General features: G+C 57.9%; 24 protein-coding genes. 13 read left to right on the top strand and 11 right to left on the bottom strand.

Features of this window, described 5'->3' with window-relative positions:
• Positions 1 to 869: 869 nt before the first annotated feature.
• Positions 870 to 3,044, top strand: a complete 2,175-nt coding sequence (dinG, locus tag RSF91_RS14235) for an ATP-dependent DNA helicase DinG (protein WP_332569035.1) — start codon at positions 870 to 872, stop codon at positions 3,042 to 3,044.
• A 1,471-nt stretch (positions 3,045 to 4,515) separates the two neighbouring features.
• Here the strand turns inward: dinG and RSF91_RS14230 are convergent.
• Positions 4,516 to 5,085 (bottom strand): acyloxyacyl hydrolase, encoded by a 570-nt coding sequence (locus tag RSF91_RS14230; RefSeq protein WP_332569034.1) that lies wholly within the window; start codon positions 5,083 to 5,085, stop codon positions 4,516 to 4,518.
• On the opposite strand from RSF91_RS14230, the gene RSF91_RS14225 reads away from it, so the two are divergent.
• Positions 5,084 to 5,281: a hypothetical protein gene (locus RSF91_RS14225; protein ID WP_332569033.1), complete on the top strand. Its 198-nt coding sequence runs from the start codon at positions 5,084 to 5,086 to the stop codon at positions 5,279 to 5,281. The genes RSF91_RS14230 and RSF91_RS14225 overlap by 2 nt on opposite strands.
• 20 nt (positions 5,282 to 5,301) lie before the next feature.
• On the opposite strand, the gene RSF91_RS14220 is transcribed toward RSF91_RS14225, so the two are convergent.
• Entirely contained in the window at positions 5,302 to 5,865 is a 564-nt protein-coding gene (locus tag RSF91_RS14220) for a Spy/CpxP family protein refolding chaperone (RefSeq protein WP_332569032.1), read from the bottom strand.
• A gap of 260 nt (positions 5,866 to 6,125) precedes the next feature.
• On the opposite strand from RSF91_RS14220, the gene RSF91_RS14215 reads away from it, so the two are divergent.
• Entirely contained in the window at positions 6,126 to 7,160 is a 1,035-nt protein-coding gene (locus RSF91_RS14215; protein WP_332569031.1) for a recombination-associated protein RdgC, read from the top strand.
• A 175-nt stretch (positions 7,161 to 7,335) separates the two neighbouring features.
• Here RSF91_RS14215 and RSF91_RS14210 read toward each other — a convergent pair whose 3' ends face one another.
• The 3 genes from RSF91_RS14210 to RSF91_RS14200 form a co-directional block, all read right to left on the bottom strand.
• On the bottom strand, positions 7,336 to 8,523 hold the full coding sequence (locus RSF91_RS14210) for an acetyl-CoA C-acyltransferase family protein (RefSeq protein WP_169106499.1): 1,188 nt from the start codon (positions 8,521 to 8,523) through the stop codon (positions 7,336 to 7,338).
• A 207-nt stretch (positions 8,524 to 8,730) separates the two neighbouring features.
• Complete coding sequence (gene cueR / locus RSF91_RS14205) at positions 8,731 to 9,237, bottom strand: Cu(I)-responsive transcriptional regulator (RefSeq protein WP_332569030.1); 507 nt, start codon at positions 9,235 to 9,237, stop codon at positions 8,731 to 8,733.
• A 76-nt stretch (positions 9,238 to 9,313) separates the two neighbouring features.
• Entirely contained in the window at positions 9,314 to 9,508 is a 195-nt protein-coding gene (locus RSF91_RS14200; protein WP_332569029.1) for a heavy-metal-associated domain-containing protein, read from the bottom strand.
• Positions 9,509 to 9,776: 268 nt separating this feature from the next.
• On the opposite strand from RSF91_RS14200, the gene RSF91_RS14195 reads away from it, so the two are divergent.
• A complete protein-coding gene (locus RSF91_RS14195) occupies positions 9,777 to 11,462 on the top strand; it encodes a methyl-accepting chemotaxis protein (protein ID WP_332569028.1) in 1,686 nt (561 codons plus the stop codon).
• A 111-nt stretch (positions 11,463 to 11,573) separates the two neighbouring features.
• On the opposite strand, the gene RSF91_RS14190 is transcribed toward RSF91_RS14195, so the two are convergent.
• The 3 genes from RSF91_RS14190 to RSF91_RS14180 form a co-directional block, all read right to left on the bottom strand.
• Entirely contained in the window at positions 11,574 to 12,692 is a 1,119-nt protein-coding gene (locus RSF91_RS14190) for an alkene reductase (protein WP_332569027.1), read from the bottom strand.
• Between the two features lie 66 nt (positions 12,693 to 12,758).
• Positions 12,759 to 13,367 (bottom strand): glutathione transferase GstA, encoded by a 609-nt coding sequence (gene gstA / locus RSF91_RS14185; protein WP_332569026.1) that lies wholly within the window; start codon positions 13,365 to 13,367, stop codon positions 12,759 to 12,761.
• 80 nt (positions 13,368 to 13,447) lie between these two features.
• A complete protein-coding gene (locus tag RSF91_RS14180) occupies positions 13,448 to 14,029 on the bottom strand; it encodes an NADPH-dependent FMN reductase (protein ID WP_332569025.1) in 582 nt (193 codons plus the stop codon).
• A gap of 252 nt (positions 14,030 to 14,281) precedes the next feature.
• Here RSF91_RS14180 and mnmG point away from each other — a divergent pair, with 252 nt between their 5' ends.
• The 6 genes from mnmG (at position 14,282) to RSF91_RS14150 (ending at position 20,066) form a co-directional block, all read left to right on the top strand.
• Positions 14,282 to 16,246 (top strand): tRNA uridine-5-carboxymethylaminomethyl(34) synthesis enzyme MnmG, encoded by a 1,965-nt coding sequence (gene mnmG, locus RSF91_RS14175; RefSeq protein WP_332569024.1) that lies wholly within the window; start codon positions 14,282 to 14,284, stop codon positions 16,244 to 16,246.
• On the top strand, positions 16,243 to 16,902 hold the full coding sequence (rsmG, locus tag RSF91_RS14170) for a 16S rRNA (guanine(527)-N(7))-methyltransferase RsmG (RefSeq protein ID WP_332569023.1): 660 nt from the start codon (positions 16,243 to 16,245) through the stop codon (positions 16,900 to 16,902). Before mnmG ends, rsmG begins: the two co-directional genes overlap by 4 nt.
• A gap of 223 nt (positions 16,903 to 17,125) precedes the next feature.
• Positions 17,126 to 17,737, top strand: a complete 612-nt coding sequence (locus tag RSF91_RS14165) for a LysE family translocator (RefSeq protein ID WP_332569022.1) — start codon at positions 17,126 to 17,128, stop codon at positions 17,735 to 17,737.
• A gap of 13 nt (positions 17,738 to 17,750) precedes the next feature.
• Entirely contained in the window at positions 17,751 to 18,521 is a 771-nt protein-coding gene (locus tag RSF91_RS14160; RefSeq protein WP_332569021.1) for a ParA family protein, read from the top strand.
• A gap of 51 nt (positions 18,522 to 18,572) precedes the next feature.
• Positions 18,573 to 19,121 carry an RBBP9/YdeN family alpha/beta hydrolase gene (locus RSF91_RS14155; protein WP_332569020.1) on the top strand — a complete coding sequence of 183 codons (549 nt, stop codon included), beginning with the start codon at positions 18,573 to 18,575 and terminating at the stop codon, positions 19,119 to 19,121.
• Positions 19,122 to 19,136: 15 nt separating this feature from the next.
• Positions 19,137 to 20,066 carry a ParB/RepB/Spo0J family partition protein gene (locus tag RSF91_RS14150; RefSeq protein ID WP_332569019.1) on the top strand — a complete coding sequence of 310 codons (930 nt, stop codon included), beginning with the start codon at positions 19,137 to 19,139 and terminating at the stop codon, positions 20,064 to 20,066.
• Positions 20,067 to 20,131: 65 nt separating this feature from the next.
• On the opposite strand, the gene RSF91_RS14145 is transcribed toward RSF91_RS14150, so the two are convergent.
• The 3 genes from RSF91_RS14145 to RSF91_RS14135 form a co-directional block, all read right to left on the bottom strand.
• On the bottom strand, positions 20,132 to 20,908 hold the full coding sequence (locus RSF91_RS14145) for a class II aldolase/adducin family protein (protein WP_332569018.1): 777 nt from the start codon (positions 20,906 to 20,908) through the stop codon (positions 20,132 to 20,134).
• Between the two features lie 260 nt (positions 20,909 to 21,168).
• The gene (locus RSF91_RS14140) at positions 21,169 to 22,443 is read right to left on the bottom strand and encodes a M20/M25/M40 family metallo-hydrolase (RefSeq protein ID WP_332569017.1); all 1,275 of its coding nucleotides are present in this window, start codon (positions 22,441 to 22,443) and stop codon (positions 21,169 to 21,171) included.
• Positions 22,444 to 22,607: 164 nt separating this feature from the next.
• Positions 22,608 to 23,885 (bottom strand): MFS transporter, encoded by a 1,278-nt coding sequence (locus RSF91_RS14135; RefSeq protein WP_332569016.1) that lies wholly within the window; start codon positions 23,883 to 23,885, stop codon positions 22,608 to 22,610.
• Positions 23,886 to 23,962: 77 nt separating this feature from the next.
• On the opposite strand from RSF91_RS14135, the gene RSF91_RS14130 reads away from it, so the two are divergent.
• The 3 genes from RSF91_RS14130 to RSF91_RS14120 all read left to right on the top strand — a co-directional run bounded on the left by RSF91_RS14130 (position 23,963) and on the right by RSF91_RS14120 (position 26,107).
• Positions 23,963 to 24,844 carry an AraC family transcriptional regulator gene (locus RSF91_RS14130; protein WP_332569015.1) on the top strand — a complete coding sequence of 294 codons (882 nt, stop codon included), beginning with the start codon at positions 23,963 to 23,965 and terminating at the stop codon, positions 24,842 to 24,844.
• Positions 24,845 to 24,962: 118 nt separating this feature from the next.
• Positions 24,963 to 25,532: an RNA polymerase sigma factor gene (locus RSF91_RS14125; RefSeq protein WP_332569014.1), complete on the top strand. Its 570-nt coding sequence runs from the start codon at positions 24,963 to 24,965 to the stop codon at positions 25,530 to 25,532.
• Positions 25,529 to 26,107 (top strand): hypothetical protein, encoded by a 579-nt coding sequence (locus RSF91_RS14120; protein ID WP_332569013.1) that lies wholly within the window; start codon positions 25,529 to 25,531, stop codon positions 26,105 to 26,107. Before RSF91_RS14125 ends, RSF91_RS14120 begins: the two co-directional genes overlap by 4 nt.
• Positions 26,108 to 26,148: the final 41 nt, after the last annotated feature.

Genomic DNA, 26,148 nt, shown 5'->3' with positions numbered 1-26,148 from the left:
CGCTGACCAGAACTCAGTCAGCTCTGAGCACGCAACAGCTTTGATTTGCCTGTTTTTTCATCAATGCAAGGTAATCACGCCTAATTTGCCTAAAAAACAGGCAATCAGCCTTTTTTCTCATGTGATTTTTCATACATGAGTACTAAAAGTATCTAAATATCGTCAGACCAGGTCGATAGCTGGCTCAAGCCATGTTTTCAATCAAAGTGCTCTCAAGCCCTTGTATAGCTTTGGATATCTACTATCAAAAAAAGAGCTACCGAGTTATCCATTCGGTGGATAAATTGAAGACCCGTGCCTCTGTTTTTCAAGAAATCAACACAAAAGGCATGTCTGGCATACAAATCATGTTTTGAGCAGCGGCATGAGGAAAACGACCCGGGATAAAACGCATGAAATAACGAGCGTCATAGCTGTGGATAAATTACATGTTCTCCCGGCTTGCAGAGCAACAATAAGCGTGAACAACCTTAACCACAGCACTTGAAAACTAGTCATTTTTCACTCTTCAAGAGAATTTTCAAATTCTAGAAAAACCTATTTATTCATAAAAATTTAACAACCTTATCAACAGCAATGGCTACATAGTTATCTCCAAGATACAAACAAGCTCTATCAGCGTCATTTCTGTGGATAAGTTTCTTGAAAACTACGTTTCAGACAATCCACAATTACAATGAACAAGTCCTCCGCAAGTGGTGGAAAAGATTGCTCACATACATCTCTGAGATACATCTGTAGAACATACGGAAATCATCGATTTGTATGCTGTATTGCATAAGAAATTCAATCTTATTTAATACATATCTCTGTACGAATACTTATAAAACGCTAAAGCACAGTGCCTTTGCGTCTCGAAAAGCGCTGAAATGCACGAAAAAAAGTGGGCTGAAGAGGCCCTGAATTCCTTTGATGCCGTCGTTGGAGCCATGCCAGGATTTCGCAGCCGTGAAGGACAGCGAAAAATGGCGGCTCAAATCGCAAAAACGCTGAGCGAAGCCCAGCTCGGAAAATTCGATGAAGACGATCCAGAACCCCGCCGGGCCATTGCCGTGGTGCAGGCCGGAACGGGCGTGGGAAAGTCGCTGGCCTACAGCATCCCGGCCATCCGCATGGCGCTGTCGCGTGGCACGCGTGTGCTGATATCCACCGCAACGGTGGCGCTGCAAGAGCAGCTGGTAAACAAGGATTTGCCGGCGCTGGCCGCCAAGCTCGATCAGCCCTTCAAATTCGCCCTGGCCAAGGGCCGTGGCCGCTTTGTCTGCAAACTCAAGCTGGAGCGGCTTGCCAGTACGGGCGAAGCGCAGGATGAGGAAATGGACGATCTGTTTGGCGATGAAAAGGCCCAGACCAAGATCAATCGGCCCCAGCACGAGCTGCAGGCTCGCATGCAGTTCTACAAATCCATGGCGGATGCGCTGGCAACCGAGGCATGGAGTGGCGACCGCGACTCGCTAGAAACGCCGCCAGAGCCCGAAGCATGGAGCCCTGTGGCAGCAGAGTCATCGTCCTGCACGGGCAAGCACTGCCCTGCTTTCAGCAACTGCGTTTATTACGAGCGCCGCAAGGATCTGGTGGCCGCGCAAGTCATTGTTGCCAATCATGATTTGCTGCTTTCCTCACTCGGCTCCAAGCTGCTGCCGGATCTGGATAACTGCCTGCTGATTCTTGATGAGGCGCACCACCTGCCCTCCACCGCGCTCGATCAATTTGCAGGCGAGATGGACCTGAGCCGCCTGACCTGGATCGACAAACTGGCCAGCCGTGCGCTACGCGTGAACCAGGTCGCTGAAGTGGAAGAGCTGGCCGATGTGCCCAAGCACGCCGGTCAGCTGCGCCTGCAGATGCAGGAGCTGGCCAGACTGATCATGGAGCAGTACGGAGAGGCCCTTAAATCGCAAAAAGACAGCTATGGGCCGGCCAGGGTACGAGCGGCCCGGGGAATGCTGCCTGAGGCGCTTTTAGAGCCTCTGGGCCTTATTGCTCACCATGCTGATGGCTTTCTGGATACGCTGCGTGCTGTTTCCAAAGCGCTGCGTGCAGAAATCAAGGACAAACCCGAGGAAGCACAGCGCCTGTCCACCATTTATGCGCAGGTCGGGGCACTGGCACCGCGGCTGGAAGCCATTTCCAACACCACGCAATTGCTTTTGCAGCACAGCGGGCCGGATGGCGAGAGCACGGCGGTGCCCAACGCCAAGTGGTTCACGCTGGAGATGGATGGTGAATTCATCGCCATCAAAGCCCATGCCAGCCCCATTCAGCCGGGTTCCACCCTGCGCCAGCACCTGTGGTCGCAGGTCAGAGGCGCGGTGCTGACCTCTGCCACGCTGGCCAGTTGCGGCCATTTCGACTTCTTTTTGCGTGAGGCTGGTCTAGTCAACGACCCCTCAGTCACCACGCTTGAAGTACCCAGCCCCTTCGACTATGCCCGCCAGGGCACGCTAGTGGCCCGGGAAACGGCCGCAGACCCGCGTGAAGCGGCCCGCTTTACCGAGGAGATGGTCGAGGCCTTGCTGAACGATCTGAGCCGCATACAGGCCGGTGCGCTGGTCTTGTTCACATCCCGTGAGCAAATGCGGCAGGCGGTGGATGCGCTATCCACCAGCATGCGCAATCAGGTGCTGGTGCAAACCGCCCTGCCCCGCCAGACCTTGCTGGCACGCCACCGCGAAGCCGTTGAAATGGGCGAGCCATCCATCATCTTCGGCATGCAATCTTTTGGTGAAGGGCTGGATCTGCCCGGTGCGCTGTGCGAGTCGCTGTTCATCACCAAGCTGCCTTTTGCCCCGCCCGACGACCCAGTGGGTGAAGCAAGAGCCGAATGGCTGCGCAGCAGCGGCCGCAACCCCTTCAACGAACTGGTTGTGCCTGCCACGGCCATTCGCCTGGCGCAGTGGGTAGGACGTGCCATTCGAACCGAAGAAGACCAGGCCCATGTGTACTGCTACGACCGCCGCCTGACGGGCACCAGCTATGGTCAGTTGCTCATCAAGAGCCTGCCGCCATTTACCCTGCAACGCAGGCCGGTTCAAGCTGTTTGAGGACACTGGCGAAGAGGCTTTTTCAGGCTTCTTCACGCTATTTTTGTGGCGTTTTTCACGCCTCTTAGCCTGCTGCACCAGCCGTCTATTTCATGCCTGGCAACGGCATGAGCACAAGCCTTTTTGCGCCAAAAGGCTTTTGTAATTTTTCTAACACTTGAAGGAGTGGAGTTGGGTGGAGGATCAATGACTCCAGCCTCCCAACTTTCCCAGTGATCCGTTGTGCTCTCGCATCCAGTCGCTCAACGATTGTGCTGTGATCAACAGCCAGTGTTCATCAGACACGATGAATTCGCATCACTTCGCAATGGGTGCGGCTTCTCGCAACGGTGCCATCCACAAGTTCTTTGCTTTTGACCTGCAGCTGTGAGCAGGGCTGCTAAGGAGCAATTGAAGGCGTTTTCAGAAAAATCGTTTGAAAACAATGGCGTAAAGACCATTGAATTTTTTTGAATGCATTGCTATCGCCTGCCTGCAATGGGCAGTGTGGCTTTATGGAGTGGTTACCCCCAGCTGTTTATAACATTCTGTGGATAACCACCTTCACCAAGGCCTGGCTATTTAACTTTATCCCCAACTCGTGACGTTGAGGCTGCGCATCTTACGCCAATTTTTTGAGTTCTGGCGCGTCAATTTTTCTAAAGCCATTTTTTCCTGCTCTCCCCCTCTGTAGAGAGGCTTTGAGACACCTGATTGACGGAAGTTCAAACCCACACACATTGCGCAATCTTTGGTTTGCCTTTAGTTGTTCTTTAGATTTCTTATAAATATTTAGTGGTAGTAGTAATGATGTCATGTTCCTGTTGATAACTATCAAAAATTGATAAAAATCAACCATCTTGGATTCTGATAAACATGGAGACAGATGTTGGCTGCTGCTGTCCTCCATTCATGAACAACTTGCAAGTTTTAAGAATTTATGTGGACAACATCTAAGTTGATATGGCGTTATCCACAGAAATCCATATCTCATGAATAAATAAGAAAAACGCTGTTTATCAAGTAAATACAAGCGTTGTTAGCTATGATTTTTATAGTGAACAACTAAAGAAGACCTGATTGAGCACATCAGGTTTGAGGGATGTGAAGTACCCCGAGGGCTTTCTCAACAATCTGAGCAACCCATTTTTTATTCAATGCGTGCAGGTTTGCTGTGCAAACTTTGGCTTTAGTTGTTATTGCTAGTCTTATATTTTTACTTAGTAGTAATAGTAAGTAATCCACTTAATTGTGGATAAGTTATAAATTTCAATAAAAATCAATGACTTGAGATTTGTTTAAGTCTGTGGCTGAAGATCAACTCCTGCTGTCCTTGATTTGGGAATAACTTTTTCAGACTGGGAATATCTGTGGAAAACATGGAAATTTCTCGGTTTTTATCACCATGTTTATACACAGGTCTGTTTGCCTGATGACAGACATGAAAAAGCCACCCGGAGGTGGCTTTGCCTGGTTGCCGTTGTCTGGCTGACTAGAAGTACCGTGCGTAGCGGAGCTGGAGAAAGTTTGCGCCGGGGTTAGGTTCCTTGATGCCTGCATTGGAGTGGTGCTCCAGCCGCAGGCTGATTTCGTTTTTCAGCTGCTCGCCAAACAGGTAGCCGACCCCCAGGTGACTGGCAAAGTTGTAGCGTGTTGAGAACTCTTTGTGGTCTGTGATGTAGCGATGGTTGGTGGCATAGCTCACGCCCAGCCCTGCTTGCAGAAACCAGGGTGATTGGCCTTGTGCGGGGCGCCAGCGCAATGTAGGTTGTGCTCCCAGAACCCAGGTCGAACGATTGCCGCCCTGGTAATCGGCCGACCAGCGACTGACCGAGAGATCCCAGTAGCCTGTCAGCTTGCCCGAGCCCAGTGCGTAGCTCCAGTTCCAGGTCCAGGGGAGCATGACGCCGCCGGTCCAGCTGTCTGTGCCATGCTCTGAGGTGCCGTATTGCAGGTACACGGCTGTGGCCGAGTTCTGCACAGACTGCGCATGGACTGACAGGCTGAGCAGCGCTGGAGCCAGCAACATGACAAATGTTTTTGCTATCTGCAGCTTTTTCATGGCAAAGATCCTCCCTGTGTCTGGAATATGGGGCGTTATCGATCTGCTTGAATGGCCTGAATTTCGTACGCCCTGTGGAAATGAATCTAGATCTTTGTTAATAAATGTGCTGTCGGAAAGCGATTGCGCTTGTAGTCAGCCAATGGATATCGTGCAAAAAGAAAAAGCCCCCGGTCATGAAGACCGGGGGCTTTAATTGAGGCGGCTCAGGCTGGTTTATTTGGCAGCTGGTGCAGGAGCAGGGCGTTCTTGTCCGGGCTTTCCGCCATGGTGACCGTGGTGGTGGCCATGGGGCTTGTGCATGCGCAGCGAGGCCGCGTCGAATGTCTTTTGCTGCTCTGCATTGAGCTGAGCGTAGAAGGCCTTGGTGGCGTCGGCACGGCGGTCCATTTCAGCATCACGCTTGGCGCGCATTTCACGCATCTTGTCGATGCGCTGGGGCGTGGTCAGCTTGGCAAATGCATCACGATCGCCGGGGGCTGGGCGCTCACCTGGCTTCATGGCGTTGGTGTACGTGGTCCAGGCGGACTCCTGAGCGGGGGTCAGCTTCAGGTCGGCCTTGAGCTTGGCCATACGTTCCTGCATGCGTTTTTGCATGTGCTCCATGCGATCACCACCGCGCTTTTGATCATGGTGATGCTTATGGTGCTCAGGTGCTTTTTGGGCTGCTGCTGGCTGCTCTGCAGGGGCTGCAGTCTGTGCGAAGCTGGGCAGGCTCAAAGAAGCGAGCAGGGCAGTGGCAACAGCGGCGCCGGTGATGGTTTGGCGAAAGCGGGTCATGTCATATTCCTTTTCAGTTGAAGTGGAAGAAGTGGCCGCTCGGTCTGCGTCTTGAAATGCATTCGGCAGCGGATGAATGAAGTGTGGGGCTCTCATGTTTCTGTCACGTGAGGTTTTGCAGCCGCTCTGTAAAGTATTGAGAAGATTAGGTGGCTCTGACTGCGCAACAATGGATGCATGGGCTGCTTTGGCAGCCGATTTTTTCCGTGAGACTCCGCTGCGGGATCTCACGACGATTGAAGGTTTAGCAAAGGTTTTTGATGTTCAAGAACATGATTGTTTATCGCATTGCCGAAAGCTGGCAGGGCGATCTGCAGGTGCTGGAAGATGCGCTGCAAAAGACGGTGTTTGCCGAGTGTGGTGCGACGCAGGAACGCTCGGTCGGCTGGATGCCGCCGCGTGGCGAGCAGCATGGCCCGCTGGCCGAATCGGTGGCTGGGCAATGGGTGATGCGCTTCATGAGCGAATCCAAGATGCTGCCTGCCAGCGTGCTCAACCGCAGGGTTAACGAAAAGGCCGCGCACATTGAGGCGACGGAAGGCCGCAAACCGGGCAAGAAAGAGAAAAAAGACCTGAAGGACGAGGCCAAGCTGGATCTGTTGCCCATGGCTTTTACCAAGCAAGGTGCCATGTGGGTCTGGATTGACCCGCAGGCGCGCACGCTGGTGCTCGATACCAGTGCGCAAGGCCGTGCCGATGAGATCGTGACGCTGCTGGTCGAAGGCCTGCCCGGCTTTGCGCTGGCGCTGGTGGACACCCAAACCAGCCCGCAGGCGGCCATGGCCCACTGGCTGATGACGCAAGAGCCACCCGCAGGCTTTGCGGTGGACCGCGAATGTGAGCTGAAGGCTGCCGACGAATCCAAGGCCGTAGTTCGCTACGCACGCCACCCGCTGGATATTGACGAGGTGCGCCAGCACATCGAGCATGGAAAGATGCCCACCAAGCTGGCCATGACCTGGGATGACCGCGTGAGCTTTGTGCTGACCGAAGGCCTGCAGATCAAGAAGATTGCGCTGCTGGATGCGGTGATGGATGGTCAGTCGCAAGACGATGGCGGTTTTGATACCGATGTGACCATTGCCACGGGCGAGTTGTCACGCCTGATTCCTGATCTGATCGAGGCTCTGGGCGGTGAAGGCCGCACCGGTCTGGGCGAGGGCTTGCCTGCTTCTTTGCGCGCCACGCCTGCTGAAACCTTGCCCGTGCGACTGGCCCAAGGCCGCAGCCAAGGCACGGTGACCGGCCCGGCTGCTGCACCTGCCGATACCGCACCCGAAGAAGCACCGTTCTGATGCTATTGAAGGTATAGCTGCTTGCGCTTTCTAAAGAAGGGTTTGGAAATGTTTTGATGCTGAAACGTTGAAATAAAAGGCGCATGAAGCTATCAAAAAATTCATAAAAAAGGCCTGCCAGAGTCATCTGGCAGGCCTTTTTTGTGGGGCGTTTTAAAGTCGTTGAAGCTGTGAATTACACGCGCTCAAAAATCGCTGCAATGCCTTGGCCACCGCCGATGCACATGGTCACCAGAGCGTAGCGGCCACCGGTGCGGTGCAGCTCGTAAATTGCCTTGGTGGCGATGATGGCGCCGGTAGCGCCCACGGGGTGACCCAGCGAGATGCCAGAGCCGTTGGGGTTGACCTTGGCGGGGTCCATACCCAGCTCTTGAATGACGGCGCAGGCCTGGGCGGCGAAGGCTTCGTTAGCTTCGATGACGTCCATGTCCTGAATCTTCAGGCCGGTGCGGGCCAGTACCTTTTGCGTGGCGGGCACGGGGCCGATACCCATGTATGCAGGCTCCACACCGGCGTGGGAGTAGCCGACCAGACGGGCCAGAGGCTTGGCACCAGAAGACTTCAGAGCCTGCTCGCTCATCATCAGCACGGCGGCAGCGCCGTCGTTAATGCCGGAGGCATTGCCGGCGGTCACGGTACCGCCTTCCTTCTTGAACGCAGGCTTCATGCCGGAGAGGGTCTCCAGCGTAGTGGCGGCGCGCACATGCTCGTCGGTGTCAAACAGCACCACGCCCTTGCGGGTGGCGATTTCGATGGGAACGATCTGTTCCTTGAAGCGACCTGCTTCAATGGCGGCAGCGGCGCGCTGCTGGCTCAGCACGGCCAGTTCGTCTTGCATGGTGCGGCTGATGTTGTAGCGCTCGGCCACGTTTTCAGCGGTGATGCCCATGTGCATTTTTTGCCATGGGTCGTGCAGGATGCCCAGCATGTAGTCAATGCTCTTGGCGTCGCCCATGCGTGCGCCCCAGCGCGAAGCCATGTCGAAGTAGGGGCCGCGGCTCATGGATTCGGAGCCGGCGCCAATTGCCACTTCGCAGTCGCCCAGTGCAATGGATTGCGCAGCCGAAACGATGGCCTGCAGACCCGAGCCGCACAGGCGGTTGACGTTGTAGGCAGGGGTTTCGATGGGGCAGCCAGCATCCACAGCGGCCACGCGGGACAGATAGGCGTCGCGGGTTTCAGTGGGGATGACGTTACCCATGACGACGTGGCCCACGGTGTCGGCCGCAATGCCTGCGCGCTCAATGGCGGCTTTGACCACGGTGGTGGCCATCTGGGCATTGGGAACGTCCTTGAGGCCGCCACCAAAAGTACCGATGGCTGTGCGCGCTGCGCTGACGACGAAGATGTCTCGGGTGCTCATGTTGTTTGTCTCCTCCATTGCGAGAGCAATGGTTATTGATCTATGCGTGGATGGTCTTGAAGTGAATGAGAGTGTTCACATTCATCTCATAGCATATTTTGCAATAAATGTTGCGCTGCAACATGTCTCATTGTTGACGCTGGTAGTCGAAAAGATGAGACAGGTTTCACGTGAAACCCGGGGCAGGCGCTTTTCGGAGACTTTTTCTCAGGCGGCAGCCTTGTTGCGGGGCTTGGGCGTGGGTGCAACAGGTTCGTGATGAGCGGGCGACAGATCGGTGTCGGCGCTGGCCAGATCGTCGAGGATAGGGCAGTCGGGCCGGTCGTCGCCATGGCAGCAATGCACCAGCGTCTGCAGCGTGCGCTGCATGGACTGCATGGCGGCAATGCGCTCGGCCAGCGCGGCAATATGCTTTTGCGCAATGGTCTTGACCTGACTGCTGGCACGGTCCTGGTTTTGCCACAGGCCGAGCAGGGTGGCGATCTCATCCATGGAAAAGCCCAGATCACGCCCGCGGCGGATAAAGCGCAGCGCGTGCACATCGGCCTCGGTGTACTGACGGTAGCCGCTGTCTGTGCGGTGAACGGGTGCCAGCAGGCCCAGTGATTCGTAGTGGCGCACCATGCGTGGCGACACCCCGGCACGGCGCGCGGCTTCGCCGATGACGACAGGCCAGTTCTGAGCGATTTTTTGCGTTGATGGTTGGCTAGGCATGGTGCTCCTTGAAAAACGCGCCAGCGGCCCTGTGATGACTTTCATGAGGCGCTGGCGCTGTGGTGCGAGAGCAGACTCAGGCGACCTTGTAGCCTTCTTCGGCAATGGCGGCTTGCAGCGCATCGCGGCTGGCGCTGCTGTCCACCTCAACGCGGTTGGTGGCACGGTCAATCTTGATCTGAGCCTGGGCGTCAACGCCTTGAATGGCGTTGGTGACAGCGCGTTCGCAGTGGCCGCAGGTCATTCCTTGAACTTCAAAAACTTGTTGCATGGATCAGCTCCTTCAGAGGTGAGCCACCGGGCTGGTGGACTCTATGACTTGAATGGTCAACCCTAACATCATGACAAGGTCAAGCGCCTTGCAAAACATGAACACGGGCAGGGTTGATAAGTCGCAAAGCGTGTCGATAAGAACTTGTCATATTGCAGATCGCCATGCTGCAGGTGCTTTGGTCGTGGCCTTTTTGTTTGTTGACAATTTGAAACAATTGTCGTTTCTGGTGTAAAAGATGCCGGTCTTTCAAAGTCGAGGGGGATTCATGAGTCTGTTGGAAATGATGCGGGGCTTCACCATCCGCACACGCATGCTGGGCGCCATTGGTGTGGTGATGGTCTTGCTGGGATTGCTGGGAGGCGCGGGCATGCTGGGCATGTCGCGCATTCAGGATATGAGCCAGGATTTTCGGAACAATGCCTTTGCCAAATCAGGCCATATGGCGCAATTGCGCATAGAGCTGGGCGGCATTCGCCTCAGTGAAAAAGACATGGTTATCCAGTACGAGAAGCCTGAGGAAGTGATCAAGGCCAATCAGCAGTGGAGCAAGTTCATCGACCAATCCAAGGCCACTCTGGGCAAGTTTATGACTGATCAGAACGCAGAAGATGCGCTGCTGGCCAAGAGCATCATTGAGCGCTTAGACAACTACCGCAAGCTGTTCGAGCCCGTGGCGCGCCAGCTGGAGGCTGGTGGATATGACTCGGCCACAACGGCCAATCGCATGAGCGGCAAGGCTCTGGCCGAAGTGGCCGAGGCGGACAAGCTGCTGGCCCAGCTCGACAGCTTGCTGCGTCAGCAGTCAGATGCGCTGACTGCGGCTGAGCGAAAGGTGACTGAGCAGACACGCTGGCTGTTTATCGCGGCGGTGGTGCTGGCGCTGGTGGTGGTGATTCCGCTGACCTTGCTGAACATGCTGTCCATCTGCCAGCCGCTGGAAAGAGCCCGCCAGATGGCCTTGACGATTGCCGGAGGAGATCTCTCGCGCAGGGCGCATGTCAGCGGCAAGGATGAGCTGACCGACCTGCAGCAGGCGCTGGATGAAATGCAGCAATCGCTGAGCAGCACGGTGGCGCAAGTGCGCGACGCCAGCGGCAACATTGCCACGGCCAGTCAAGAGATTGCGACGGGCAACCAGGACCTGTCGGCACGTACCGAGCAGACCGCCAGCAACCTGCAGGAAACCGTGGCTTCTCTGGCCCAGTTGACGGCGACTGTGCAGCAGACGGCATCGTCGTCGCAGCTGGCCAATCAGCTGGCTGCTTCGGCATCTTCTACCGCCGTGCAAGGCGGTCAGATCGTGGGTCAGGCCGTGAACAGCATGCAGGAGATTTCAGGCTCCAGCCGCAAGATTGGCGACATCATCGGGTTGATTGATTCCATCGCATTCCAGACCAATATTCTGGCGCTGAATGCGGCGGTAGAAGCCGCTCGCGCAGGCGAGCAAGGCCGCGGTTTTGCCGTGGTGGCATCTGAGGTGCGCAGTCTTGCCAAGCGCTCGGCCGAAGCGGCCAATGAGATCAAGACGCTGATCAACACCAGCGTGCAGAGCGTGGATGTGGGCGCGCGCCAGGTGGAGAGTGCGGGCAAGGCCATGCAGGACACGGTGGACAGCGCCAAGCGCGTGGGCGACATCATTGGCGAGATCACTGCAGCATCCAGCGAGCAGTCGCTGGGTATTAGTCAGGTGAATCAGGCCGTGGGCGATATTGACCGCATGACGCAGCAAAACGCGGCGCTGGTGGAAGAGTCTGCCGCCGCCGCCGAATCGCTGCGCGAGCAGGCGGCAAGGCTGGCGCAACTGGTCAGCCAGTTTCAACTTGCTGGTGGTTCTGTTCATGCAGCGGTGCGTGCTGGGGCCGCGCCGCGCCGAAGCCCACCTGCGGCTGTTACGTCGGTCGGAAAGGCCGCCTTGCCTAAGCAAAAGTCACAGTTGCTGGAGCATGCATAAGCGTTAAGTCACGCCAATAAAAAAGCCCGGTTGCAGAAATGCACCGGGCTTTTTTGCTTTCAATTCAGTAGCTGTCAGCGCAATCAGTGAAAGCGCTGGAGGCTGTTTCAACTATGAATGGGTGACCGAAGGGTAGTCGGTATAGCCGTCTTCGCCACCGCCATAAAAGCGTTTGCTGTCCCACGCGTTAAGCGGCAGATTGGCCTGCAGGCGGTGCACCAGATCAGGGTTGGAGATATAGGCTTTGCCAAAGGCCACCACGTCGGCGTAGCCGCTTTCAACGGCGTTCACAGCCATCTGGCGGTCATAGCCGTTGTTGACCATCCACGCGCCCTTGCCACCTGCTGTGCGGTAAGCCTGCTTGAGTGCGTGATAGTCAAACGGCCTCTCAGCCAGCTCGCGCGGGCCACCGGTCGAGCCTTCAATCACGTGGATATAAGACAGGCCCAGTGGTGCCAGCACGCGCACCAGATGCTCAAACAGCGCTTGCGGGTTTTCGTCCGTAATGTCGTTGGCCGGGGTGACTGGCGAGATGCGTATGCCTACCTTGCCGCCGCCAATGGCATCGGCCACAGAGAGCATGCATTCGCGCACCAGTCGGCAGCGGTTTTCGATGCTGCCGCCGTAATCGTCAGTGCGGTGATTGGTGCTGGTTCTGAGGAATTGATCGAGCAGATAGCCATTGGCGGCATGCAGCTCCACACCATTAAAACCGGCTGATTGAACGGCCTCAACTGCGGCAACGGTGAAGCTGTGGACGATGCCTGGCAGCTCTTCAGACTTGAGTGCGCGCGGCGCGGAGGTGGGGAGGAAGCTACCCTCTCCAGTCTTTGGGTCGATCACATAGGTCTTGGACTGGGCGGTCAAGGCCGATGGCGCAACAGGCGCGTGGTTGCCGGGCTGCAGTGTCGTGTGAGAAATACGGCCAACATGCCAGAGCTGGGTGACGATTCGACCTCCCTTTGCATGCACCGCGTGGGTCACTTTTTTCCAGGCCTGCAACTGCTCCTCACCATAGAGGCCGGGCACGTCAGAGTAGCCCTGAGCCTGCGCGCTGATGGCCGTGCCTTCGCTGATCAGCAGACCTGCCGAGGCGCGCTGTGCGTAGTAGGTCTGCATTGCCTGTGTGGGCACCGCCTGAGGTGCCCGGTTGCGCGTCAGTGGCGCCATGGCAATACGGTTGGGCAGGTGCAGGCTACCTGCTTCAATCGGATCAAACAGAGAGGGCATGCAAAGCTCCAGATGAAAAAAGCCCGATGAATGACCGAGCTTTTTTTGTGAACAGGTGCTAAAAAATTACTTGATCAGGCCTTCGGCCTTCATGGTTGCCTGTACCGATGGGCGGGCCAGAATGCTCTCGCGGTAGGCTGCAAGGTGCTTGAGGCCGGAGATGTCCAGACCCACAAATTGGGCCCAGCCTGTCACGGTGAACAGATAGGCATCGGCCACGGTGAATTGGTCGCCCATCAGAAAGGATTTGTTGGCCAGTTGCTCATTGACCCAGCTCAGGCGGGTGAGCACATTGGCACGCACCGTAGGCTTGAAGTCTTCAGGAGTCGTCGGGTTGAAGAGGGGGCCGAAAGCCTTGTGCACTTCGGTGCCGATGAAGTTCAGCCACTCCTGCAGGTGATAGCGCGCCATGGTGCCATTGGCTGGCGCCAGGTTCTTTTCGGGGGCTAGATCCGCCAGGTACTGCACGATGGCGGGACCTTCGTGCAAGGTGTCTCCGTTATCCAGCACCAGAAAGGGCACATAGCCCAGAGGATTGATGCTGTAGTAGTCAGTGCCATCCTGGAGCTTATGGCTCTTGGTGCTGACCATTACGGTCTCATGCTGCAGGCCTGCTTCATGCAGCACGATGTGCGGAGACATTGAGCAGGCGCCGGGGCTGTAGTAAAGCTTCATGGTGAGTGGCTCTCTATGCAATGAAAAGACAAGTGATGATGCTAAACCGGTTGCCTATTACCTGCACGTGCAATGCGCTTTCAGGATTGATTCAGGCGACTGGCGGCCCACAGAACCTGCTGCACCAGTGCTTCCATGCCCTGCTGATTCTGGGGGCGGACAAGGTGACCCTCTGCATCGAACGCATCGCTTGCATGGCTCACTGCATGGCTGCGCGGGGCAACCCAGCATTCCAGATTCAATAGCAGTGGAGCGAGGTGCGACTGGGCGCGCAGCCCACCCATGCCACCCGGTGAAGCACTGGCCATGCCCACTACTTTGTTGCGAAAGGGCAGGGTGCCGTCAGACCACAGCGCATCGCCCTTCACGGGGCTGGACGCCCAGTCGATGGCATTTTTAAGCAGGGCAGGGTAGCTGCCGTTGTACTCAGGGCTGCAGATAATCCAGGCGGGATGGCTGTGCATGGCCTGCTTGAGCCGGATGACATCAGCAGGTGTGCCGCGCGCTTCCAGATCAGCGTTGTAAAGCGGAATATCAAAGTCCGAAAGCTCCAGTAACGTGGCTTGTGCGCCTTGTTGCTCTGCTATGGCCGCAGCCGCCTTGGCCAGCTTGCGGTTGTACGATTCCTGGCGGGTACTGCCCGCAAAAATGAGGATGTTCATGCTGTCATTGCAGCACAGGGCAGGCGCATTTTTCCTTCAAAAATAGGCCTCTCAGGGCAAACGCCAAGTTTCATGTTTCACGTGAAACACCTGCCTCAACCCTTGCCAAGGCATTGTTGCGTCAATGGTGGGAAAATTGCGGGTTCCCCGCAGGGCAGGACATGAGGTGAACACATGTCTGCCTGCCATGAGAGCCGAGGCATGGTTGCTTCGTGCAGGGGCAAGGGCCGGGCGAGGCCCCGGAGCAAGAACATGTTGTACCCACAGGAATTTGATGTGATCGTGGTTGGTGGCGGCCATGCCGGCACCGAGGCTGCGCTGGCCGCTGCGCGTATGGGCAGCAAAACATTGCTGCTGACCCACAATATCGAAACCCTGGGGCAGATGAGCTGCAACCCCAGCATTGGCGGTATTGGCAAGGGTCATCTGGTCAAAGAGGTTGATGCGCTGGGCGGTGCCATGGCACTGGCCACAGACAAGGGCGGTATTCAGTTCCGCATCTTGAACAGCTCCAAAGGCCCCGCCGTGCGCGCCACGCGCGCTCAGGCTGACCGTATTTTGTATAAGGCAGCCATCCGCGAGATTCTGGAGAACCAGCCAAATCTCTGGCTGTTTCAGCAGGCCGTTGATGACCTGATGGTCGAGGGTGACCGCGTGGTCGGTGCCGTGACTCAGATCGGCCTCAAGTTCCGCAGCCGCACCGTGGTGCTGACGGCTGGGACGTTCCTTGACGGCAAGATCCATGTGGGCCTGAACAATTACGCGGCTGGCCGTGCTGGTGATCCTCCCGCCGTGTCGCTGTCTGCTCGCTTGAAGGAGCTGAAGCTGCCTCAGGGCCGCCTCAAGACCGGCACGCCTCCTCGGATTGATGGTCGCTCCATCGACTTCAGCCAGTGTGACGAGCAGCCTGGTGACGGCATGCCAGGCGGTGTGAACGAGGGCGAAGTACCCGTGTTCAGCTTCATGGGCAACCGCGCCATGCACCCCAAGCAGATGCCCTGCTGGATCACGCATACCAATGCGCGCACCCATGAGATCATTCGCAGCGGTTTTGATCGCAGCCCCATGTTCACCGGCAAGATCGAGGGCGTGGGCCCACGCTACTGCCCTAGCGTGGAAGACAAAATCAACCGCTTTGCCGACAAGGAAAGCCACCAGATTTTCCTGGAACCCGAAGGACTGACGACCAACGAGTTCTATCCCAACGGCATCTCCACCAGCCTGCCTTTTGACATTCAGTACGAGCTGGTGCGCAGCATGAAGGGTATGGAGAACGCGCACATCCTGCGACCTGGATACGCCATTGAGTACGACTACTTCGACCCTCGCTCGCTCAAGAGCAGCTTTGAGACCAAGCAGATTCAGGGCCTGTTTTTTGCGGGCCAGATCAACGGTACGACTGGCTATGAAGAGGCAGCAGCCCAAGGTTTGTTCGCAGGCCTGAACGCCGCGCTGCAGTGCCGTGGTGAAGGTCCATGGATGCCTGGGCGTGATGAAGCCTATCTGGGTGTGCTGGTCGACGACCTGATTACCAAGGGTGTGAACGAGCCCTATCGCATGTTCACCAGCCGCGCGGAGTTCCGTCTGCAGCTGCGTGAAGACAACGCCGACATGCGCTTGACCGAACAAGGTCGCCGCATGGGTCTGGTTGACGATGCCCGCTGGGATTCATTCAGTCGCAAGCGCGAAGCTGTTTCACGTGAAACAGAGCGCCTCAAGTCCACCTGGGTGAACCCCCGCGTGGTGTCGACGGAAGAGGCTGAGCGCGTGCTGGGCAAGGCCATGGAGCGCGAGTACAACCTGTTCGACCTGCTGCGCCGCCCCGGCGTCGATTATGAAAAGCTCGCGAGCATGAACGAAGGCCAGTACGCAACTGCCGCCGTTCTGCCCGAGGCTCTGGGTGAGCTGAGTGCTTCGGTCATTGAGCAGGTGGAGATTACGGCCAAGTACTCCGGCTATATCGATCGCCAAAAAGATGAGGTGGAGCGTGCTGCGCATTTTGAGCGCCTGCGCCTGCCTGCGGACTTTGACTACATGTCGGTCTCAGCCCTGTCTTTTGAAGTCCGTCAGACGTTGCAAAAGCATCGCCCTGAAACACTGGGTCAGGCTTCCCGCATGTCCGGGGTGACACCCGCAGCCATCTCGCTGCTCTTGGTTCACCTGAAAAAAGGCGGCTTCAAGGGCTTCGCCGCACAGAATGAAGAGGCATCGGCATGAGCCAAGGATTGCGTACCCAACTCGAACAAGGCATTCAGGCGCTGAAGCTGGAGCTGATTCCGGCACAGGTTGATCTGCTCATGTCCTTCATGGATCTGCTGCAGAAGTGGAACAAGGTCTACAACCTGACCTCCGTGCGTGACCCGCAGGAAATGTTGACGCATCATTTGCTCGACAGTCTGACTGCCGTCCCCGCTCTGCTGCGCCATGTGAATACGCTGCCGGTAGAAGAGGGCAAGCGACTGCCTTTGCTGGATGTTGGCTCGGGTGGTGGTTTACCAGGTGTGGTGTTTGCCATCTGCTGCCCGCAGATCGATGTGAACTGTGTGGACACCGTGGGCAAGAAAGCGGCCTTCATTCAGCAAGTGGCTGCGTCGCTGCGCTTGCCTAATCTGCACGGCATTCATGACCGGGTGGAAAACCTCAAGACCCAGTACCCTGTCATTAGCTGCCGCGCATTTGCATCGCTGGTTGATTTCACCACCTGGTCGCGCAAGACACTGGCTGAGGGCGGTATCTGGTTTGCCATGAAGGCCAAACAACCAGACGAAGAGATTGCAGCCCTACCTGCCGATGTGCAGGTGTTTCACGTGGAACCTTTGAAGGTTCCTGGCTTGGATGTCGAGCGCTGCGTGATCTGGATGAAAATTAAGTAACCCCCTGAGCGGCTTTGCCGCTTCCCCCTGAAAGGGGGACGACGCCTTCGCCGCAGGGCGGCCTTTGCTCGGCGTCCCTGGTCCGGGGCGATAGCGTCTCGGTCGCAGATGGGCGACAGCAAAATGGTTTTTTACACACTGAAGCAAGCAACATCTGTGCAATGCAGATGCGTTAGTGATGGCCCTCGCATAAACTTGCTGTTTTCCATCGCGCAGGGTTTGAATGTTTGGCATCTCTGATTACGGCGCTTTTGCTGCGGCCGTCACCGTTTTCTTGCTGATACCAGGGCCCGGTAATCTGGCCTTGATTACCTCGACAGGCAAGGGCGGATGGAGGGGCGGTATCGCATGCTGTCTGGGTGTGATGGCTGCCGATCAGGTGCTGATGTGGCTGGCCGTTGCCGGTGTGGCGGCAGTGCTGGCCGCCTATCCTGCGGCATTCAATGCGGTGCAATGGGTGGGGGCGGCTTATCTGGCCTGGCTGGGCTACAAGCTGTTGACGGCCAAGCCCGGCGATGCCCCGGCCATTGATATTCAGCCGCGCCAGTATTTTCGCCAGGGTGCGCTGATCACCTTGATGAACCCAAAGGCCATCGTGTTCTACATGGCATTTTTCCCCATGTTTGTGGATCCTGCAAAGCATCAGGGTGTCGTCACCTTTGGCGTGATGGCCGCCACAGTTGCGGTGATTACTTTGATTTACAGCGTCATCGTGGTGACGCTGACGAAGGTGCTGGCAGAGCGTTTGCGTGCCAACCCTGCGGTGGTTAAGTGGCTGGAAAAAACAGCCGGAGTGTTTCTGATCGGTTTTGGCCTCAAGCTGGCCGCCAACTAAAAAGAGAAGTTCAATGGCCAAAATTTTCTGCGTTGCCAATCAAAAGGGTGGAGTGGGCAAGACCACCACCACGGTCAATCTCGCTGCTGGCTTGGCCAAGGTCGGCCAGCGTGTGCTGTTGATTGACCTGGACCCGCAGGGCAATGCCACCATGGGGTCAGGCGTGGACAAGCGCGCACTGGAGCTGACGGTCTATGACGTGCTGCTGGAAAACGCCAGCATCAAGGAAGTGGCCATCAAGTCCGAGCAGGTGGGCTATGACGTGCTGGGAGCCAACCGCGAGCTGTCGGGTGCCGAGATTGAGCTGGTGTCGCTGGAGCGCCGCAATGACCGCCTCAGGACCGCGCTGCAAAGCGTGAACGCCGATTACGACTTTGTTTTGATCGACTGCCCGCCTTCGCTGTCCATGCTGACCTTGAACGGTCTGTGCTCCGCCCACGGCGTGATCGTGCCCATGCAGTGCGAATACTTTGCGCTGGAAGGCTTGACCGATCTGGTCAACACCATCAAGCAGGTGCATGCCAATATGAACCCCGATCTGCAGATCATCGGCCTGCTGCGCGTGATGTTCGACCCGCGCACCACGCTGCAGCAGCAGGTCAGTGACCAGCTCAAGGAACACTTTGGCGACAAGGTGTTCGACACCGTGATTCCGCGGAATGTGCGCCTGGCTGAGGCCCCTAGCTATGGCCTGCCTGGCGTGGTGTTTGATGCCTCCGCCAAGGGCAGCAAGGCCTTTGTCGAGTTTGCTGAAGAAATGGTGCGTCGCATCAAGAAGAAGTGATGTTTCACGTGAAACAGCATTCAACCCCATATCAATCAAGCGCTTGCAGCTATGACATCTGAAGCATTGAACCCTCAGGATGTCTGGCTGCTTCCCGGTTGGCAGAACTCTGATGCCGATCACTGGCAAAGCCTGTGGCAGCAGCAATTTGGTTTTCAACGGCTGGAGCAGCACAACTGGCAGCACCCGCTGCGCGGTGACTGGAGCATTCGGCTGCAAGAGACGGTGCTTGATGCCCCGGGCCCCGTCACGCTGGTAGCGCACAGTCTGGGCTGTGTGCTGGTGGCGTGGTGGGCTGCACATTCGCAGGTCGCCAAGACCAAGGTGCGCGGCGCTTTGCTGGTGGCACCCGGTGATACGGAGCAGGAGGGCTTGCGCGGCGTACTGTCCGGCTGGTCGCCCGTTCTGCTGCAGAAGCTACCCTTCCCATCGATACTGGTGGGCAGCGACAACGACTCGAATTGCTCTCTGGCGCGGGCGCAGACCATGGCCGAAGGTTGGGGCAGCCGCTTTGTGAATGCAGGCGCTGCGGGCCATATCAACACAGCCAGCGGATTAGGACTCTGGGATGACGGCCTTGCGCTGCTCAAGACCCTTTAAGGAAAGATTTCAGCAATGGTGACTAAGAAACCCAAGGGCCTGGGACGTGGTCTGGAAGCCCTGCTGGGCCCCAAGGTCAGCGAAAAAGAAGCCACAACGGTGAGCGGTGCTGCGGCTAATTTGCCCAGCACACTGGCGCTCAATGTGATGGTGGCAGGCCAGTACCAGCCGCGCACGCGCATGGATGAAGGCGCGCTGTATGAACTGGCCGAAAGCATCAAGGTGCAGGGCATCATGCAGCCGATTCTGGTGCGCCAGCTCCGCAAGGGCGAGCATTCGGGCAAGTACGAAATCATTGCCGGTGAACGCCGTTTTCGTGCCGCGCATATCGCGGGTCTGGCCGAGGTGCCGGTGCTGGTGCGCGAAGTCCCTGATGAAGCTGCCGCTGCCATGGCGCTGATCGAGAACATTCAGCGCGAAGACCTGAACCCGCTGGAAGAGGCGCAAGGCCTTGCCCGTCTGGTCAAGGAGTTTGGCCTGACCCATGAGCAGACTGCACAGGCGGTGGGCCGCTCGCGCAGTGCCGCCACCAACTTGCTGCGCTTGCTGAATCTGGCTGAACCCGTGCAGACCATGTTGATGGCTGGTGATATCGACATGGGCCACGCCCGTGCGCTGCTGGCGCTGGACCGCGCCACTCAGATCACGGCAGGCAACCAGATTGCCGCCAAGAAAATGTCGGTGCGCGAGGCGGAATCACTGGTTAAAAAGATTGGTGCCGAGTTCAATCTCACGCGCCAGAAGGTCAAGAAGGATGGCAAATCACGCGACGTAAAACGCATCGAAGAAGAGCTGTCTGACCTGCTGACTGCCGATGTGGAAGTGCGCATCAAGAAGACCGTGCGCCGTCAAGGCAAGCTGCATGAAATGGGTGAAATTGCCATTCAATTTGGCTCGCTCGAAGAGCTGAACGGCATCATCGAAAAGCTGCGCGGCGAAGTCTGATTGAGGCTTAAAAAATAAAAAAAGAGCATCCTCACGGATGCTCTTTTGCATTCAGCAGCTGCGTTTTAACGGCTGTAGTCGGGGTCTGTTTTGTGGAGTTTGCGCAGCAGTGCCGGCCACGCAAACTGACCGCCCAGCCCAACGGTTTGCACTTTCATCGCATGGGCCACGCCTTCAATGATTTGTGGATGAACCTGCGTCAGTTCACCACCACCGGACTGGGCCGCAATTTGAATCTGGCAGGCCGATTCAAACACGTACATCGAGAGAAATGCATCGGCAATCGTGCTGCCGCAGACCAGCAAACCGTGGTTGCGCAGCATGAGGAAATTGGCGCTGCCCATGTCTGCGACCAGCCTTGGCTTTTCCTCCTCGCGGAAGGCCACACCTTCATAGCCGTGATAGGCCAGCGAGCCCAGCACAAACGTGCTTTGCTGGCTGATGGGCAGCAAGCCATTTTTCTGCGCCGCCACCGCTACGCCTGCGCGTGTGTGGGTGTGAATCACGCATTGCGCATCGGCCCGCGCTTCATGCACGGCGCTGTGAATGACGAAGCCCGCAGGGTTCACGGGGAAGTGCGAGTCCATGAGTTTGTTGCAGCCCAGGTCCACCTTGATGAGGGAGGAGGCCGTGATCTCATCAAACATCAGCCCGTAGGGGTTGATGAGAAAGTGGTGCTCAGGCCCTGGCAGCCTGGCGCTGATATGGGTGAAGACCAGATCGCTCCAGCCATACAGCGCCACCAGCCGGTAACAGGCCGCGAGGTCCACGCGCAGCTGCCACTCCTCGGGGCTGACCAGATGCTGCACGCTGGGGATGTTCAGGCTGGGTGCGGATGTCATGGCGGCTCTCTTTCATCGTTGATGCCTTGAATGTAGAGACTCGCCTGGCTGCAGTCTGTTGGCTAGGTGACAGAAGCGGGAATGAAGCGACTGGCATTCCGCCATGAGCACAGGAATCAGAGCACCGCAGTTTTCAGCCACTGCTTACATTGCACCCGCCCATAAAAAAAGGAGCTTACAGCGCAAGCTCCTTATGGCTTCTAGATTGCTTCAGACTTGAAATCAATGCAAATCAAGCGCTGGTAGCTATCAAAAAAGACTCACTTGATCTGGCCTTGCGACAGGTCCTGAATCATGCGCGCTGCGAGATACAGGCGCGGGGCGATGGTGCTGATCTGCACATATTCGGCATCGTTGGAGTGTGCGCCGTAGCCTGATAGGCCAAAGCCTTCAATCACACCCCCCTTGGCCTTGAGTGCGGCAAAGGCTGCATCTGTGCCACCGCCTGTGGCCTTGTCCATGACCTTCATGGGCAGCTGCAGTTCCTTGTCGTAAATGCCTTGCGCGTGCTTGGCCAGCTTGAGCGCGACGGCATTGGCCTCCAGCGGTGGGCGGCGCACTTCAAACTTCAGCTCCACCTTGCTGGCGGGCAGCAGCTTGTGGCTGATCTTCTCGCGCATGGCTTTTTCCAGCGCGCCAAAGTCTTCTACGCGCAGTGCGCGGGCATCGGCCTGAGCGGTGGATTCTGCGGGGATCACATTGCGATTGGTGCCGGCTTTGGAGACGGTCCAGTTCAGCTTGAGTCCTTGTTCGGGCTTGGATAGGTCCTTCATCTGCAGGATCTGGTGCGAGATTTCGTACAGCGAATTCACGCCGTCTTCGGGCTTGGCGCCTGCGTGCGACGCCTTGCCAATTACCTTCAGATAGGCAGAGCCAATGCCGCTGGTGGCCAGACGCAGGCTGCCGTCGGTGCCGCCGCCTTCAAAGCTGAACACGGCATCCTGCTCGGCACCCAGACGCGTGATGGTGTTGCGCGCGCCTGGCGAGCTGATTTCTTCATCGCCGTTGATCAGCACGGTCAGCGTGCCGTAGTTGTCTATGCCCAGTTTCTTGAGCAGCGGGGCGATATGCATGATCAGCGCCACGCCTTGTTTGTCGTCGGCAATGCCCAGACCGTAGGCCTTGTCGCCGTCGATACGGAACGGCTGGTCTTTGAGCATGCCGGGCAGATAAACCGTGTCCATGTGCGCAATCAGCATGATGCGGCTGGTGCCCTTGCCCTTGAATTCGGCGTGCACCATGGGGCCGACTTTCTCGGGCGTGTCATCCAGTCGGTAGATGTCGGTGGGCTCGATCACCTCGGCCTTGGCTCCTTGTGAGCGCAGCTTGCCGGCGATGTATTCGGCAATCTTTTTCACGCCTTCCACATCCTTGCTGCCAGACTCGATGTGCACCAGATCACGCAGAGTATCCAGATAGGGTTGCTGCTCTTTTTTAGCCTGCTCCAGTAGCTCGGCCTGAGGCGCAGCGTGGGCTGCACCAAAGGCCAGTACCAGCGCCAGAGGCAGGGTGCGCAGCAAGGGGGAAGAGGGCATGAAAAGTCTCCTGAGGTCTATGAATAGTGCGAATCAGCTTAGCAGCCGATTAGCGTGTTTTGAGAAGTTGCGTATTGGGATATACGCTAGGCGAGAGGGGTGCAAAAAAGCCCTGCAGCGTTCGCGTACAGGGCTTGTTAGGTGCATATGGCCGGGCCAGCCAATCAGGCTGCGGGCGCCAGAGCGGCCTTGCTTTTCTTGCTGACGCCATCACCCACGATGACGGCCGACACCACGGACAGCACCAGCGCAATGGCCGAGCCGTAGAACACGGCGTTGTTCATCTGATGATCAAGCATGTAGCCGAACACGGGAGCGGCCAGACAGAAGCCCAGATCCAGACCCGAATACACCGTGCCATAGACGCGGCCTGTCGCGCCGGGGGGCGCTGCGCGCTTGATGAGCATGTCTCGTGATGGACCTGCAAGCCCGGTACCCAGACCCGCCAGCGATGCGACCACCACGGCCACCATCGCGGGCAGCCAGCCCGTGCCGACGATGAACAGCAGCAGGCCTGAGCCCAGCATGCAGATCGAGATCACCGACTCCAGTCGCTTCACGCGGCCTACCAGAAAGCCGCCAACCACCATGCCTGCTGCGCCGCAGAGCATGTAGCCGGTGACGATCAGTGCTGTGACCGACAGTGGCAGGCCGTACATGGACTGCATGGCGGGGCTGGCAAAGGTCTGGATGGCGCTGAGCGCGCAGGTGCTCCAGAAGAAGAAGGAGAAGCACAGCCACACCGATGGCAGCTTCATGAAGGCCATGGGGTGCTCTTGCGGGGCCGCAACGGCAACGGCGGGCTTGTCCGCGGCTTTGATTGCGTCAGCGCGGTCATCCAGTGCATCGCGGTTGAGCACCATGATGACCAGCACCACCAATGCCCACATGGCACCGCAGAAGCAGGCGGTGCGCCAGGAGCCAGTCGCCGTCGTAATGCCCGCCATGAACACGGGGGCCAGCGCCCAGCCGATATTGCCCGACAGGCCGTGTACCGAGAAGGCATGGCCGATGCGCTGCTGCGATACGCGCTTGTTCAGGATGGTGAAGTCCACAGGGTGGAAGGGCGCATTGCCCAGACCCGCAAAGAACGACGCGGCCAGCAGCATGGCATAGCCCTGTGCCGTGCTGGCGATCAGACCCGCGACCGTGAAGCTGCCCAGCGCGGCAAACAGAATGGGGCGCGCGCCAAAACGATCTACCGCAAAGCCGGCCAGCGCCTGCCCAGTGCCCGAGACAATGAAGAACAGCGAGACCAGCACGCTGAGTTCTGAATAGCTGTAGCCAAAATCCTTGATCAGCCATGGGAACAGCGGTGGCAGCAGCAGGTGAAAGAAGTGCGAGGAGCCGTGAGCAAGGCCGATGAGGCCAATCGTGCGCGCATCGCTGCGCAGCGTCTCTGGCGCCTGGTTTTGAGGTGTTGTAGAGGCAGGGCGGGTCATATGTCGCATCTTAGGCAGAAGGCTTGCGTCTTGTATGCGATAGTCTGCCAATTGCTATCGCGGGTAAGCCAACCATCATGACCAGCCTTCAAGCGCCCGAGCCGCTGCGTGCGGGTAAAGCCACCGCGTATGTAGACACGCTGACGCCGCATCTCTATGTGCCAACGGCCGAGCGCCCGGTGCGTGCCAAATGCCGCTGGCTGGAGGCAGATACCCAGGTCAAGCCGCATCGCCACCCCTGGGGGCAACTGGCCATCTCTACCACGGGCACCATCCGGCTCACGGTGGCGCAAGGCACATACATCGTGCCGCCATCGCGTGCGCTATGGGTGCCGCCGGGTATGGAGCATGCGGTGACCATGGTGGAAAGCGCCGATCTGCGCACCCTGTACTTTTTTCAGACCCATGGCCGCTGCGGCCCTGATGTGGGGCCGGAGGAAGAAATCGCCTGGCGGCAATGCCGTGTGCTTAATGCCTCAGACCTACTGCGCGCCGTGGTGCGCGAGCTGCCCACGGTGCCCGATGACAGCCTGAACCTGTCTGACCAGGACAAGGCGCGCGAGCATCATTTGAGCGAGCTGCTGCTCGATGAACTGCGCCGCGCCAGCGCCGTGCAACTGGGCGTGAACCTGCCGCAGGACAAGCGCCTGCGCCTGCTGTGCGAGGCCGTGCTGGAAGACCCCACGCGCTTTGAAACGCTGGAAGACTGGGCGCGAGACACAGGGGCCAGTCCACGCACCGTGGCGCGTCTGTTCCGTCAGCAGCTGGAGTGCAGCTTTACCCAGTGGCGCCAGCAAGTGGTGCTGGCCCATGCCGTGAGTCTGGCGGCGCGCAACTGGCCCATTCAGCGCATCGCGGCCGAGCTGGATTACAGCCCCAGCGCCTTCAGCGCCATGGTGCGCCGCACGGTGGGTATGCCGCCTGCCCAGTTCTTTGGCATGCATACGCAAAAGTTATAGCTGCTTGCGCTTGATACGAAAGGGCTTGAGGCTTTTTTGACGTGAATTCTTGTGCCGCAGCTCAAAAATATTCGCAGCGTCATGGAATGAAAGCGGCAGCTCTGCGCTCATTAGCACCATGATCTTCTCCGCCGAGTCGCGCTACAACCAGTGGGTACGCGAGCATTACCGCTTTTTGCTGCGCAGCGCCTGGGCGCTGACGGGCTCGCGCGCCACCGCCGAAGACGTGGTGCAGGACTGCTTCACCAGCGCCTGGCGCTTCAGGCACCAGCTGCGTGACCAGAGCATGGCCCGCGCCTGGCTGTTCCAGATCATGCGCCGCCACGCCTTTCGCCACTTTGATCCTGCGCAACTGCAGGCCCAGCCGCTGGATGAATCGAACGAAGAGAGCGTCAACCACCACGATGCGCTGGATGCGCAGCTGGACGTGGTCAAGGCGCTGGGACGCATCGCGCCCATTCACCGTGAAGTGCTGGTGCTTTACTACTTTGACGACATGCCCACGGCCCAGATGGCCGAGGCGCTGGATATTGCTCCTGGCACCGTGCTCTCGCGTCTGGCGCGGGCGCGTGACGCTCTCAAGACCGCGCTGCAAGAGCCTGCGCGCGCAGCCGCTCCCCGCCATGACGACTCTTCTTCCGCCCCCGCTGCGGCCAGCGTGATCCCGCTGAGAAAGCGCACACCATGAAACACCAAGATCGCCCCGACGACACCGCATTTGACCTGCGCGCCCGAGCCGAGCTGGCACTGGCCTTCGAGCCCGGTGAAGCCCCTGCGCACCTGCTGCGTCACACCCCTTGGTACTCGCACAGCGGCGTGAAGCGCATGTTTGCGGCGTTGCTGGTGGGGGGCACCGTCACCGGCGGCGTGTTTGCCATGCGCCCGCCAGAGATGGTGCGCTCGGCCATTGAGCATGAGTATTACGAGCGCACGCTGCGCGGTCAGTTCATCCCAGAGGCCGAGATCGCCAGACACATGGACTGGCCTGCAGACCAGAAGCTGCCCGGCTACACCCAGCTGATGCGCCCCTGCGATATCGATGGCAGCCGCGCGTATCACCTGACGACCTTTTTTGAAAAAGGCGGCATCGTCACCGTACTGGCCTTTGACCAACCCCAGCAGCTTGCCGACGGGCAGGGCTGGTGGGCCAACACCTACTGGCAGGTAGTGCGCTCGCGCGAGGGCCGCCCGCTGGTGCTGATTGCACAGAAAAAACAGGCTCTGGCCGTCGCATCGCGCGCGCTGGGCCAGGCTGATAGCTGAACCGTATTCATTCGCCCCACCCTTAACCATAAGTACCGAGG

Origin of the sequence: Comamonas sp. (genome assembly GCF_036643215.1) — a bacterium.
GTDB lineage: Bacteria > Pseudomonadota > Gammaproteobacteria > Burkholderiales > Burkholderiaceae_C > Comamonas.
This window is presented reverse-complemented; position numbering and strand designations above follow the sequence as displayed.